This window comes from Mucilaginibacter sediminis, assembly GCF_051903035.1.
In the GTDB taxonomy this organism is placed as follows: domain Bacteria; phylum Bacteroidota; class Bacteroidia; order Sphingobacteriales; family Sphingobacteriaceae; genus Mucilaginibacter.
The window spans coordinates 3843040-3857319 of record NZ_CP170602.1; the positions used below are offsets into that span (position 1 = coordinate 3843040).

General features: G+C 42.1%; 16 protein-coding genes. 3 read left to right on the forward strand and 13 right to left on the reverse strand.

The genetic code is table 11. From position 1 onward, the window contains the following. Positions 1-76 precede the first annotated feature (76 nt). The 3 genes from ACFGVS_RS15635 to ACFGVS_RS15645 all read left to right on the forward strand — a co-directional run bounded on the left by ACFGVS_RS15635 (position 77) and on the right by ACFGVS_RS15645 (position 2523). Positions 77-1882 carry a tetratricopeptide repeat protein gene (locus ACFGVS_RS15635; RefSeq protein ID WP_439694658.1) on the forward strand — a complete coding sequence of 602 codons (1806 nt, stop codon included), beginning with the start codon at positions 77-79 and terminating at the stop codon, positions 1880-1882. Between the two features lie 139 nt (positions 1883-2021). Further along, on the forward strand, positions 2022-2324 hold the full coding sequence (locus ACFGVS_RS15640) for a DUF4286 family protein (protein ID WP_274211564.1): 303 nt from the start codon (positions 2022-2024) through the stop codon (positions 2322-2324). Between the two features lie 34 nt (positions 2325-2358). Then, positions 2359-2523, forward strand: coding sequence for a hypothetical protein (locus ACFGVS_RS15645; protein ID WP_439694659.1), 165 nt, complete (start codon positions 2359-2361; stop codon positions 2521-2523). A gap of 214 nt (positions 2524-2737) precedes the next feature. Here the strand turns inward: ACFGVS_RS15645 and ACFGVS_RS15650 are convergent, their stop codons facing one another. From ACFGVS_RS15650 to ACFGVS_RS15710, 13 genes are all read right to left on the reverse strand, one after another. Then, the gene (locus tag ACFGVS_RS15650) at positions 2738-3544 is read right to left on the reverse strand and encodes an OmpA/MotB family protein (protein ID WP_274211563.1); all 807 of its coding nucleotides are present in this window, start codon (positions 3542-3544) and stop codon (positions 2738-2740) included. Positions 3545-3567: 23 nt separating this feature from the next. Continuing rightward, entirely contained in the window at positions 3568-4230 is a 663-nt protein-coding gene (locus tag ACFGVS_RS15655) for a DUF2461 domain-containing protein (protein WP_439694660.1), read from the reverse strand. Continuing rightward, on the reverse strand, positions 4208-4612 hold the full coding sequence (locus ACFGVS_RS15660; protein WP_090642405.1) for a DUF983 domain-containing protein: 405 nt from the start codon (positions 4610-4612) through the stop codon (positions 4208-4210). The genes ACFGVS_RS15655 and ACFGVS_RS15660 overlap by 23 nt, the downstream gene beginning before the upstream one ends. A 163-nt stretch (positions 4613-4775) precedes the next feature. Further along, positions 4776-5057, reverse strand: coding sequence for a hypothetical protein (locus tag ACFGVS_RS15665; protein ID WP_090642402.1), 282 nt, complete (start codon positions 5055-5057; stop codon positions 4776-4778). A gap of 868 nt (positions 5058-5925) precedes the next feature. After that, positions 5926-6501, reverse strand: a complete 576-nt coding sequence (locus ACFGVS_RS15670) for a DUF420 domain-containing protein (protein ID WP_090642399.1) — start codon at positions 6499-6501, stop codon at positions 5926-5928. 5 nt (positions 6502-6506) lie between these two features. Continuing rightward, a complete protein-coding gene (locus tag ACFGVS_RS15675; RefSeq protein WP_274211561.1) occupies positions 6507-7205 on the reverse strand; it encodes an SCO family protein in 699 nt (232 codons plus the stop codon). Further along, positions 7205-7549: a cytochrome C oxidase subunit IV family protein gene (locus ACFGVS_RS15680; protein ID WP_439694661.1), complete on the reverse strand. Its 345-nt coding sequence runs from the start codon at positions 7547-7549 to the stop codon at positions 7205-7207. The genes ACFGVS_RS15675 and ACFGVS_RS15680 overlap by 1 nt, the downstream gene beginning before the upstream one ends. Positions 7550-7562: 13 nt before the next feature. Continuing rightward, positions 7563-8285, reverse strand: coding sequence for a cytochrome c oxidase subunit 3 (locus ACFGVS_RS15685; RefSeq protein ID WP_439694662.1), 723 nt, complete (start codon positions 8283-8285; stop codon positions 7563-7565). A 21-nt stretch (positions 8286-8306) separates the two neighbouring features. Further along, positions 8307-8891, reverse strand: a complete 585-nt coding sequence (locus tag ACFGVS_RS15690) for a cytochrome c oxidase subunit 3 (RefSeq protein WP_255369781.1) — start codon at positions 8889-8891, stop codon at positions 8307-8309. A 4-nt stretch (positions 8892-8895) separates the two neighbouring features. Then, entirely contained in the window at positions 8896-9777 is an 882-nt protein-coding gene (gene cyoE / locus ACFGVS_RS15695) for a heme o synthase (RefSeq protein WP_439694663.1), read from the reverse strand. Next, the gene (locus ACFGVS_RS15700; protein WP_439694664.1) at positions 9774-10835 is read right to left on the reverse strand and encodes a COX15/CtaA family protein; all 1062 of its coding nucleotides are present in this window, start codon (positions 10833-10835) and stop codon (positions 9774-9776) included. Before ACFGVS_RS15700 ends, cyoE begins: the two co-directional genes overlap by 4 nt. Before the next feature lie 300 nt (positions 10836-11135). Beyond that, positions 11136-12935 (reverse strand): cytochrome c oxidase subunit I, encoded by a 1800-nt coding sequence (locus tag ACFGVS_RS15705; RefSeq protein WP_439699250.1) that lies wholly within the window; start codon positions 12933-12935, stop codon positions 11136-11138. 122 nt (positions 12936-13057) lie between these two features. After that, positions 13058-14251 carry a cytochrome c oxidase subunit II gene (locus ACFGVS_RS15710; protein ID WP_439694665.1) on the reverse strand — a complete coding sequence of 398 codons (1194 nt, stop codon included), beginning with the start codon at positions 14249-14251 and terminating at the stop codon, positions 13058-13060. Positions 14252-14280: the final 29 nt, after the last annotated feature.

The following is a 14280-nucleotide window of genomic DNA, read 5'->3' on the forward strand; positions in this document are numbered from 1 at the left end:
TACCCGGTGTTATCTTTATACGGATATTAACTAAAAATGGCTGCGGCATTCGTATTAATTACCTATTTTTGATTAGATGAGGGTTTTATTTACAACTATTATTTTTGTTTTGCTGGGCACTGTTACACTGTTTGCACAGGATAACGAACTCCAGCTGGCCATGCAATATAATGCCAATGGCGAAACTCAAAAAGCGCTTGAAATTTACGAAAAACTATATAAGCAAAACAACGAAACCTATTATTCTTACTACGTAAACACCCTGTTAAACCTCAAAAAATTTGATGAGGCCGAAAATATTACCAAAAAACTGCAGCGTAAACACCCCGGCATAAACCAATACCAGATTATGCTGGGCACCATTTACACCCAGCAGGGTAAGCTTGATAAAGCAAACACCATATATGATTACCTGCTGAAAAACCTGCCTGCCGATCAAATGGAGATTGCCAGCCTGGCCAACCAATTTTACCAGAATGCCAATATTGATTATGCCATAAAAATATTTATTCAGGGCCGTAAACTGCTTAAAAACGATGAAGCTTTTACTTACGAACTCATCAACCTCTATCGTTTTAAACGCGATAAGGTTTCACTTACCGATGAGTATCTTAATTTTTTGCCGGCAAACCCAAGCTTCATTACCCAGGCCGAAAGCAATTTTGCCATAGTGTTTGAAGGTGCAGCCGATTATGACCTGCTTAAGGCAGCATTGCTAAGGCGTATTCAAAAAGACCCGCAGCAAACCATCTATGTTGAGTTGCTTACCTGGCAGTATATGCAGCAAAAAGAGTACGACCTGGCGCTTAACCAGGCCCTGGCCCTCAGCCGCAGGCAAAATGACGATGGCAACAACATTTATGAGTTGTGCCGTACCCTTACCGCCAGCGAGGCTTATGACGCCGCCATTCGTGGTTACGAATATATTATTGCCAAAGGTGCAGGCAATCCTTTATATATCCCGGCTAAGATCGAACTCATCAACACCAAAAATTTAAAGGTTACTACCGGCAAATACCTGCCTGCCGATTTGCTGGGGCTTGAACAGGATTACATAGCCCTGCTTACCGAATTTGGGCGCAACAACAATACCGTTTTTGCCATGCAAAAGCTGGCCAATTTGCAGGCTTTTAAACTCCACAAGCTTAATGATGCTCAAAAATTATTGGAGAGCGCCATCGCAATCCCCAATATCCGCACCGAGCTGCTGGCAAGCTGTAAGCTCGATTTGGGAGATGTGTACATGCTGAATAACCTGCCCTGGGAAGCTACCCTGACATATAGCCAGGTTGAAAAAAGTTTTGGGAACACCAACATCGCCCAGGATGCCAAATTTCGGAATGCAAAAATGGCCTATTATACCGGCGATTTTACCTGGGCCAAAGGACAGCTGGATGTTTTGAAAGCGGCTACATCACAATTGATAGCAAATGATGCCCTCAACCTGTTACTGCTAATTAATGATAACACCGCGGCCGATAGCGCCGGCGCTACGTTAAAAATATATGCCCGGGCCGACCTACAGATTTTTGCCGAACAACCCGAAAGGGCTTTAATGACCTTAGATAGTATCGACAAAAAATTCCCGGGCAATAGCCTTAGCGATGATATATTGATGGCCAAATCGCGCATTTTCATTCAGCAGAAAAACTATAACGACGCGATACCTTTGCTGAAAAAAATCTTCAACGATCACCCTACCGAACTTTGGGCCGATGACGCCGTTTTTATGCTGGGCGATATTTACGAAAACCACCTTGACGATAAAACAAGTGCCAAAGCATGGTACCAAAAAATAATCACCGATTATCCCGGCAGCCTCTGGATCAACGAAGCCCGCAAACGGTTCAGGTTGCTTAGGGGCGATAAAGCCGACTCGTAGTTGGTGAGTGGTTGATTGAGTTGAATGGGTTGATTAGGTTAAGAAAGCATCTAATAAGTTTTTTAAATGTATAACCCAATTCAGTCAATAACCAGTTTACTTAATCAACTCAATCAACCTAATTAACTAACTTTGCCCCATGATTGTATACAACGATACTATAATACTTGACGAAGCTATCCATAACGAATGGCTTCATTATATGAAAACCATTCACATCCCGGCTGTAATGGCTACCGGGCATTTTAGCTCGCACCGCATTTTAAGGGTTATCGATTCTCCAAACGAAGGGGTTACCTACTGCATCCAGTACAATGCCGATAGCATTGATCAGTTTCAGCAGTATTACATGAACCACCTGCACAAGTTACAGGCTACCCATCAGCAAATGTTTGATGAAAAGTTTGTGATTTTTAATACCCTGATGGAAGAGATGGAGTAGGTTTCTATTCGACGTTAATTAAGAAAGCCTAGTCATGAATGCAAACGCTTTTTCAACAGCCGGAAAACCTGATTGGTTTGATGAATTAAACTACGATCAACAAACAGATATATTGGAAGGTATAACTCAGGCCGACCTTGGCAAAATTATTCCGCATGATGAAGTTGTAAAACTATTTGCAAACTATGGGTTGGAATAGTTTTACAACTTCAAGACATTACGGCGTTGCCTGCGGCCGTGCTATCCGCCCATACCTCACAAGCTTATTCGCATGGCCGGTATCCGCTGCACTAACGCAAACTGCAGGTTGATCATTTGTTTGAGATAGTTCAGCTGAAAGCTGAAACCATAATCACCACGCGGTGGCAGCAGCAAATAACAAAAAAGCTCCCAGGATTCGGGAGCTTTTGTCTTTATTTACTTATCAGGTTATAAAGTTCATCCAGTTTCGGAGTGAGCACAATTTCAATCCTACGGTTTTTGGTGCGGGCTTCGTCGGTATTGGCTGTATCAATAGGTTGAAATTCTCCCTTACCTGTAGCGGTGAGTCGGTGCGGGTCGACCATCTCAACCTCGGTAAGGTAACGGGTTACTGATGTAGCACGCAGTACGCTCAAATCCCAGTTATCTTTTATCTGGCCAAGATTTTTCACTTTTTTATCGTCGGTATGGCCTTCAACAGCCATATTGATGTCTGGTTCTTTATTCAGTACCGCAGCCAGTTGTTTTAAGGCTTCTTTTCCTTTGTCATCAATAATGATACTCCCCGACGGAAACAACAGTTTATCTGTAAGCGATACATATACCTTCCCGTTACGAATATCCACCGTTAAGCCGCTTTGCTGAAAGCCAAGTAACGCTTTTTGCAATTTATTTTTTAGCGCATTGGTTGCCTCGTCGCGCTTTTTTAGAATTTCTTCTACCTCTTTTAACCGTGCCTCGCGCTTTTGCAGGTCAACAGCCAGTTGGTTTGCTTTGGTTGATGTAACATCCAGGTTGTTATTTAAGGCGTTGTTATTGTCGCGTAAATCGTTAATCTGGCGGTGCAGGCGCGCGGTATCGTTTTGCAGACGCGAAAGTTCTTCTTCCAGGTTACCGGTACGGGTATTCAATGAATCGCGCTGCGCGACTAACGACCTATACTCTTTTGGCGATAATATTTTACATGAGTTAAGGGCCACACAAAAAATAGCGGCTAATAAAAGATATTTGATTTTCATAAAACAGATATTAAATGGGTATACTATGCAAGCGCATTTTTCAGAAAAACATTCAACGGGTATATTTTGCTGCAAATATCGGCTACCAGTTGCACGGCTCCCCTTGCAGTTATTTCCTCGTCGGATATTTTGTGCCAGGCAACAAAGCTTTTCAGTTTTAGCAGGTCGATATTTTCATTTTCGGCACCATATTCACGAGGAACAGACTTTAGCTGTTCTTGTTTTCTGAAGTCGCCAAACAGCTTCACAAACTCCTTATCGTCAATAATATTCTTCAACTCCGAAGCATTATAATCAATTTCCTGGCGGATAACTTTCAGGTGGGGCGCCTCGGGCATCCAGTAACCACCGCCTATAAAAGAATTGCCCGGCTGAATTTGCAAATAAAACTCCACCGTACCTCCTCTTGAACCGCCGGACGGAATGCTTACCCCGAAATTATTTTTATATGGCGTTTTATTCTTGCTGAAACGGATATCGCGGTAAATGCGCATCACGCGTTTTTTGGCGTCGATGGTTTCATCAATGGCCGGGTCAATCTTTTGCAATTTGGCAAGCAGCTGGCCGGTAAAATCAATCACGTTTTCACGCGCGGCATCGTAGCGTTCTTTATTGGCCGTAAACCACTCGCGGTTATTGTTATCGGCCAGATCTTTTAAAAAATCAAGACTTTCCTGGTAAATCATCGGTATCTAAATAAGCCTGGTAATGTATCTTTGGCGATAACCAATACAACAACAGTACCCGCGAATATCTGAAATTTATAGGTGCCAGTAAAATACAGCCGGCTATTAATACACCAAGATATAACCAGGGTGAATCGGAATTGTGCGTAACTAAATAAGTGAGCCAGGCAAGGCCCAGGGCCTCCAGCACATTAAGCGCGTAACTAACATACATAGCCGCGTAAAAATAGCCGGGCTCAATTTCAAAGTACAGGTTACAATGCGGGCAGTTTAAATTTATTTTGTTGGCAAAACTATAGGGCCCACCCTGGAACATATCGCCCCTGCGGCAACGCGGACATTTACAGTTGAGCATAGCCCATGATTTTGGCGTTTCGGGCATAGTGGGTAATGGGGAAAATGTTAACGTAAAGCCTTCTTTATTTCGATTACTATCCTAACATATTTCTCCGTCATTGCGAGGCACGAAGCAATCCCCGATAGGCATGGTGATGTGCATGTAGGGGATTGCTTTGTACCTCGCAATGACGATCTTTCTCTGTATGTTAGTTAAGATTAAGCGTCTCGTGCCTCATATCGTTAAGGTTAACGTTTTTGCGGCGATATTTTTTATACCAGATATAACCGCCAACAGCAACCACAAAATAAGGAGCACCAAGCAAAAACAAAATGCCCTTATTAAGGCCTTTAGCCGCGTTACCGCCGCTTTTGGTGTTAGTCTCTACAGTTGCAGCACATTGCGCGCACTGGGCCTTTACAGGCTGCCTTACGCCTACCATTAAGCCAAGGGCTATTACGAAAAGAATAATTTTTGAAACCCGTTTCATGAAGGCAAATTTACGTAATAAATTGGGATAAATGGTATTGGCTATTACGCCTAAAAAATTGCTTACTACTTTCTAATTTTAAAACTCCGTAGGCTCCGGGATTAATAACCAAACTTATCAAGTGGTTACATCAAATGGCTGTGAATTGGATACAGGTTGTTTTTACAAATTTTCGGTACTATGCATAACCAACAAAGTGTGTGTACCGGCAGGAATGAGACAGTGTGAAACACCCTGGTACGCCCTGAAACACCCTGGTACGCCCTGAAACACCCTGGTACACCCTGAAACACCCTGGTACGGGGTGGCACACTTGCCTGTTTATATAGGGAGCATGCTAAAAGCAGTAAGCATAAGGTTTCGACGTTTATTTTTTGTTCGATAAGAGCAACGCACCTGAACAAAAAATAAATAAATCTTTCTATTCGAACAGATGCAGCGGGATTGATGCGAATACCAGCCTGAGTTGCTGAATTAAAAAAACAGGAGGCCAAATAACATCGAAAACTGAATTTCGAATGCGCAACGCCGAAGTGTTTACTTCATTATCCGATATTGGACATTCTGTGTCCGATATTAAATCGACCTTAATTTCTTAACTTATACATTGGGATACCTGCTGAGGAGAGTAACACTGTGGCGATGAGCATAAAGATATAGTCTGAACCGGAATTGCTATGTATAAAGAATTTCCGGAATTTTTAAAATTCGTGTAGTTAAGTTAACTCCATAAATTCCGCAGTTCAGACAAACGCGATAGGGATGGAAATGGATACCGGCCGCGAGCGCAACGCCTGCGGGCGTATGAATGCACAGCCCGGGCCAAAGGCATCGCCCAAATAAGCATGCCGGGCTATATACCTACCTGTTAAAAATTATAATAAGGCTTTATCATCAAATAAACAATTACCCCGGTAATGGTTACAAACAGCCATATCGGGAACGTCCAGCGTACCAGTTTACGGTGTTTTTCAACCTGCATTTGCAGGCCGCGGTAAAAACTTAATAATATTAGCGGCAATACACCTGCCGCCAGTATGATGTGTGGCGTTAAAATAGAAAGGTACAAAGTACGCATTCCACCAGCCTGCGCCCGTTCCGAATCGGACAGGATGCCGTCGAAATTGGCATCGCCATACAAGGTATCATGGCGCATAAGGTAATGAAACAGGATATAGGATACCAGGAATGTTGATGACAAACAAAACGTAAGGATATTAAGCCGCTTATGCACCGTAATGTTGCCTTGCTTAATAAAGTATAAGGATAGCAATAAAAGCACCGTACAGGCGCCATTTAGCACCGCGTTAAGCATAGGCAGGTATGGCGTAAATGCCGGTGCAACCGCGGGGCCCGGAATCAGGTGCCTGTTTAATACTACAACAACCGCTATTACAAATATGGTAACGGCTGCAACAAAACGGAGTATAAATTTATCGGTCATATTTGTTAATATAAGGCTTTATCAACTTTGCGCAGTTCTTCGGCTATCAGCACTTTTATCTCGTCGTTAAGGCGGTTTACATCATTGGTATTAGCGCCCGAGTAATAACCGCGGATGTGCTTATCCTGATCAATCAGTATCAGCTTATCGCTGTATATAAAATCGTCTTTGCCCGTTTGTACCGCATCAACCAAAAAGCCATTGCGGGCCAGGTTATATACCGATGTGGTATCGCCGGTTAAAAACACCCAGCGGTTTGATTCGGGCTTAAAGCTTTGCAGGTATTTTTTTAAAACATCAGGTGTATCCCGGTCGGGGTCAACCGTGATGGATGTAAAATACACCATTTTGTTTTTCCAGTAGGTACCTACCAGGTAACTTAAGTTATTATTGATAGTACTGCAAACAGTGGGGCAATGGGTATAAAAAAAACTTGCTACAAAAATCTTTCCCTTAAGATTAGCTTCTGTAAAAGGTTTACCATCCTGATCGGTAAGTTTAAATGACGGCAGCTGGTAGTAATTGGTATCAGGAATATCCTTACCGTGAAACCTGTGGGTGGTTTTGGCAACCTCTTTAGGGCCAAAATGAGCAAGCGGTTTATACCTGTTTTTGCCTTTAGCGGTTAGTAAATAATACAAAAATCCTGGTACTGCTAATATGAGCACCAGGACTGTAATTTTTTTCCAGATGGCAGCTTTCATTACCCCCGAAGATCGATCCAGTGGTGGCTTTCGTTAGTAAGTACCAGGATTAAACCGATTATAAATAAAATTGGGACAATAATTGCCAAAGCCAAACCAAGCTTCTCGAACTTTAAGTGCATAAAGTAAGCTACAATGTAAAATGCTTTAAACAGCGTTAATACGATGTATACAGGATTAGCAAAGTGTATTGGAAGAATACCTTTTGGCACCATATACAATGCAATAATGAATTCAATCGCTGTAATAATCGACAAGATACCAGCTACTTTCAGTATCCTTCCCTTGGTCATTGATTGATGATCGCCAGCTTCGTGGTGAACTTCGTGTGATTCTGTTGACATATATGTAATATTTTTAAACTAAGTAAAAGAAGGTAAACACAAATACCCAAACAAGGTCTACAAAGTGCCAGTAAAGGCCAACCTTCTCAATCATTAAGTAGCTACCTCTTTTTTCGTAGGTGCCTAACAACACGTTAACAGTGATAATGATATTGATGATAACACCCGTAAATACGTGGAAACCGTGGAAACCGGTGATGGTGAAAAACAGGTTGGCAAATTCCTGCGCGGTCATATGCCTTGCAGCTTCGGTACCTCCTGCATTAAAAAATTCACTTAAGGCTTCTTTGCCCGGAGTGCTGCCCCACCAAAAACCTTCGTGATGTAAGTGAGCCCACTCTAACGCCTGGCAACCCAGGAACATGAAACCACCAACAACCGTAGCTATCATCCACCAAACAACTTCCTTTTTTGCGTTGCGATGACCAGCCTCAACAGCTAACACCATTGTAACAGAACTAAGGATAAGTATAAAGGTCATGATACCCACGAAAACCAACGGAGCACCGTGATCGATAAGACCTGGAACCGATTGGAAAACTTTATCTGCAGCCGGCCAAACACTTGCGCTAAAACGCAGCGAGCCGTAAGAAATTAGTAATGACGAAAAGGTAAATGCATCCGAAAGGAGAAAAAACCACATCATAATTTTTCCGTACTCAACATTGAAGGGAGACCTCCCTCCAGACCACGGAGTTGTTTTTACTTCATCAATTTGTGATACTGTTGTACTCATTTGTACTTAAATAATGGTGTGTTAATTTTGGTTCAAAAGTAAAAAAACATACAGATAAATCCATATAATTCCGAGAAAATGCCAAAAAATAGAAGTCATTTGCATTTTATACAGGTTACGTACCTGCGGAATGTTCTTATATGCCCCTGTAAGTGTGCTCAATAACAATAATATTGCTGCAAATATGTGTGCCAGGTGTGCGCCCGCAAACACATAAACAAACGAACGTGATGCATTATCGTTTACAAAGTAAACCTGCATTTTGTAGGTAAGTATATACATGGCGTAAATTTGCATGGCAAAAAAGGCAATACCCAATGCCAGTGTAAGCCATAAATAGGTACGCTGCTTTGCAATTTGCAGGTTTTTTGCGGCCTTTGATGCTAAAAACAAGGTACCGCTGCTTAGTACTATAATTACAGTACTATAAAGAAACGCGGCCGGCATAATTACATTGAGCCCATGCCCCTTGCCGCCGCTATAAACAATAAACCCGCTGGTTAAGGCCGCAAAAAACATACACGATGTGAATATAAAAATCCACATATTGAATTTCTTGGGTTCCAGATCAAGCCTGTCGGGATTTTTTTGAATCGAAGCCATCATACTTTCACTTTCCTATAAAATCAAATAAAAACATTAATTGCACTATGGGCAAATACATAAACGACCCAAACATTAATTTACGGGCCGCCTCAATTTGCTGTGTACGCAACAGGTTATAAGCCTGGTATAAAAAAACAATACTGCATACTAATGATATCGCGCCAACATAGTAACCGCCGTAGTGGTAAATGGTTGGCAATAAACTTACCGGTACCAATATCAGTGTAAATATAAAGGTAATTACCGCACTTCCTAAATTGCGGCTGCCTGTAGGCAACAGCCTGAAACCGGCCAATTTATAATCATCATCCAACACCCAGGCAATAGCCCAAAAGTGCGGAAACTGCCACACAAACTGAATGGCAAATAATATTAGCGCTATTTCGTCAATGCGCCCGTGTTGTTGCGCGGCTACATATCCAATAAGCGCGGGCAACGCGCCGGGAATGGCCCCAACAAATACCGCTATCGGCGATTTACGTTTTAGTGGTGTGTAAGCAAAAGCATATAACAGTATCGAAAACACCGATAGCAAGCCTGTAAGCAGGTTAAGGCTGCCTAATAAATAGGTACCGGCCATACCCATACCCAGGCTCAAAACAAGCGCCTGTCCGTTAGTCATTTTACCTGATGGTAATGGCCGGTCCATAGTACGTTTCATTAGCTTATCCAGGTCTTTTTCAATCATCTCGTTAAAGCCGTTGGCTGCTGAAGTAACCAAAAAACCACCCACAATTAGTTTTATCCAGTTTATCCAGTTAATACCGCTTACCCAATGTGCGTGGTTATTAGCCATACTGCCTATCAAAAAAGATATTGAGGCAGAAAGGGTAACCATAAAGGTGAGCCTCAATTTTATAAATTTTGAATAATCACTCCATTTCATTTGCTTACCCCCCTAACGTTAACCGATTGATGTAAATTCAACAGCAAATAAAACTGCGCCCCAAATATTAAACTTGCCAATAAAATATGTGCTGCCTGCGCTACCGGTGGCAAAGCCGAATACGAAAGCAGGATACCGGTAACAATCTGCAGCATGATCATTAAAAAATTAAAGCTCATTAACTGCTGGTGAATTGAATGCCGGTTAAACTTCTTACGGATCAACGCATACAACACCACGTTTATCACGAATACTAAAATTGCCATATCGCGGTGATGCGTGAAAATTTCGCCAGCGCCCTTTATCCAGTTACTGCGATAACCACCCTGAAAATGAGCTGCAACTGCATCTATCTTCTCCCGTACCTCGGTGCCAAATGTTATCTGCAACACGCTTAGCACCAATGCAGCCAATGTTACAATGTATATAACCGGGCTTGTATTTAATTTACCATTGCTATAAACCCGGGCCAAATGATAAGTGTAAATGCATATGGCAAGTATGGCCAGAGCCAATAACATATGTACCGTAACTATCCAGGCCACCAGGTTGGTTGACACCACGATAGACCCAAGCCAGGCCTGGAAAACTACCAGGATCAAATTAAATATGCTTAAAAGGGTAATCTTTTTATCTATTTTCCAATATGCCAACGAATACACGGCAGATAGCAGCAAAAATATACCGGATATAGCGCCGATTAAACGGTTTATATATTCTGTCCAGGTTTTGCCGGCATTAAACTCTTCGGGAACCAGGATTGACCTGTCTTCACGAATCCTGCGGGCCAACTCACTATAACCAAATACATCCAATGTTTTGGCAAAACGCTGATTTTTGGCCAGCCGCTTTTCAACATAGGTTTGCTTGTAATCTTTGGGCAAATCGGCGCTGCTTGTTGGCGGTATATAACGGCCAAAGCATTTAGGCCAATCGGGGCATCCCATTCCCGATCCTGAACTACGTACAACACCGCCCGCAAGTATCAAAACAAAAAGTAGAACGATTGTTATGAGGCCTGTTTTTTGAAAACGTTTGTTGGGTGCGGCTGTGTTCATTTAAAATATCTTCTAAAAATTTAGGGGAACCTTTCTATTTGAAAATTTGACGATTTGAAAATTTGAAGATGCTATATTTTCCAAATCTTCAAATTCAGTACGGCGCCCTAAAAACCAGATAGGTATTAATACTGTACACGCATTATTTTAAAATTTGAGAAAACAATATTTTCAAACTCCCAAATTCAATACATCCCCTGTATATTTGAAAATTTGAGAATTTGAAGATGCAATATTTTCAAATTCTCAAATTTTCAAATCCTCAAATTCAGTACGGTACCCTAAAAGATCAGATCAGTATTAAGATTCTTTTGGTGTTTCGCTGTCGTTTGCTTTCAGCTTGTCGTTAAACTTATTCAACTCGTCCATACCAGCAGGGTTATCTTCAAAATCATGAGGTAAGTTCGAGCTCATGGTTTGCGAGAAAGGTACTGTTTGAGGTATAAAGTCCTCTTCGGCACCCGGTTTGCTGTAATCATATGGCCAACGGTAAACAGTAGGAATTTCGCCAGGCCAGTTGCCATGGATATGCTCCACTGGCGCTGTCCACTCCAGGGTGTTCGACTGCCATGGATTTTGGGTGGTTTTTTTACCTGCAAATATCGATACGATAAAGTTATATATGAAAGCCACCTGGGCCAAAGCTGCCATGATAGCGGCCCATGTAATAAAGGTGTTTATGGTTAACCACTTTTGCATCGAGGCAAACTCGGTGAACGCATAGTAACGACGAGGTACGCCATCCAGACCCATAAAGTGCATCGGGAAGAATACCAGGTAAGCGCCAATAAATGTTAACCAGAAGTGCAGGTAACCCAACTTTTCGTCCATCAGTTTACCAAACATTTTAGGGAACCAGTGATAAACACCGGCCAGCATACCGAATATAGCTGCCGAACCCATTACCAGGTGGAAGTGGGCTACCACAAAATAAGTATCGTGTAAATTGATATCCAGAGCAGCGTTACCCAGGAAGATACCTGTTAAACCACCAGAGATAAAGAATGATACCATCCCGATAGCGAACAACATGGCAGGTGTAAACCTGATGTTACCGCGCCATAATGTAGCCAGCCAGTTAAAGGTTTTTACTGCAGATGGCACCGCGATAATCAACGTAGTGATCATGAACACACCACCAAGGAATGGGTTCATCCCGGTTACAAACATGTGGTGGCCCCATACAATGAACGACAACACAGTGATACCTATCAGCGAGTAAACCATTGCGTGGTAACCAAAAATTGGCTTCCGTGAGTTTACCGACATAACCTCAGATGAGATACCCATTGCAGGCATAATAACGATATATACCTCGGGGTGGCCCAGGAACCAGAATAAATGCTGGAAAAGGATTGGGCTACCACCTTCATAAGGTTGTTGCACACCATTCAATACAATGTCAGATAAATAAAAGCTGGTACCAAAGCTACGGTCAAATATCAGCAGCACCACACCTGCAACAAGTACAGGGAATGCAAGGATACCTAAAATAGCGGTAAGGAATAAAGCCCAGATAGTCAAAGGCATTTTCCAAAGGTCCATACCTTTTGTACGCATGTTTAATACAGTACTTACGTAGTTGATACCACCCATTAATGATGATGCAACAAACAAAACCATACTAATTAACCATAGTGTCATACCTTCACCTGAACCTGGCATAGCTTTAGGCAAAGCAGATAACGGCGGGTAAATTGTCCAGCCACCGCTTGCAGGGCCGCTTTGAACAAAAAATGACGACAACATAATCACACTGGCCATAAAGAAGAACCAATACGATAACATATTCATGAATGGCGAAGCCATATCACGTGCACCAATCTGCAAGGGGATCAATAAGTTGGCAAAGGTACCGCTTAAGCCGGCAGTTAATACAAAGAATACCATGATGGTACCGTGAATGGTAACCAGCGACAGGTAAAACTCCGTACTGATACGGCCGTTAGGGGCAAAGTGACCCAGTAATGTAGTTAATAAAGGGAATGTTTTATCTGGATAAGCCAGTTGGATCCTGAAAAGGATGGATAAAATCATTGCGATAACCGCCATAGTAATACCTGTAACAAGGAATTGCTTGGCGATCATTTTGTGATCCATGCTAAATATGTATTTAGACACGAAAGTTTCGTTATGGTGATGTTCGTGACCGTGCTCGTCGTGGTGTGCTACTACGTGATCGTGAACTGCTACTGTTGACATAATCGCTCTTTTATCTTTTATTAATTATTTAACGCTAACCTGTTTTGTGACACTGCTTTTTGCGGTTCCGCATCAGCGAAATGCAACTCCTTTTTCAACCCATCGGTTAAATAAGGTTTTTGGCGCGACAACCATTCCAGGTACTCGGCTTCAGAAACTACACGTACAACCTTTTGCATGTTGTAGTGACCACCACCACAAATTTTATTACAGTATACCAAATATTCAAATTTCGGGTCATCAAGTTTATGACGCATATCTGCAGTAGTAATGGTCGGCGTAAACTTAAAGTAGGTTGGCAACCCCGGTACCGCGTTCAGCTGCACCCTGAAGTGTGGCATATAAACACTATGGATTACATCCTGTGCCTGTATATTCAATTTGATCGACCTGTTTACCGGCAGATACATAGTATCGGCAGATAAATCGTCGAAACTGCTTTTTTTGGTAAAATCAACACCCAGTTTATTTGCCGCGGTTGTCAGCTTAAAACTTTTTGGCCCCAGTTTACCATCCTTACCTGGGTAACGTAGTTCCCATGCAAATTGGTGACCTGTGATATCAATGTTGATTGAAGCTGGCTCACCTTTGGCGTCGGTATCATCCATAATTTTTTGCCAGGTAAAGAAACCAAACACCACCAGGATAGTAAGTACTATAGCTGGTATAATTGTCCACACCTTTTCAATAGTATTGTTGTGGGGTAAAAAGTGTGCACGGCGTTTGTCTGAATGACGGTATTTAAACAGGAAGCCAAACAACAATATCTGGGTGATAAAGAAAACGATCATGGTTAAAATAGTAGTAACCGTGAACATCTCATCAATTTTTACACCATGGATTGAAGCGGCTTCAGGCAATGTCATGCTGCCTTGAACAGTAAATGACCAATAAGCACCATATAAACCTGCTATCAGGAATATAAGGCAAATAAAGCCCATTACATTGTTCCACTTTAAACCTTTTTTACCTTGAATTTTAAGGGTAAGGTCATAGATCTTTAAAATTTTACCTATTACAGCTACACCAAGGCATATCAGAAAAAATATCAGCACATAATAGGCAACGCCCGTCCAGTCAACCTGGTTGGCATCTTCGCCTGTACCGGCTGCTGTAGCCGGAGTTTGCGCCATCAGCAGGTTTGTGCCAAAAAGCATAAACGCCGCAAAAAACGATAGTATGGTTTTAGAATTTATTAATTTTTTGAATGCCATTTTAATGTTTGTTTGGTATTCTGTATTTA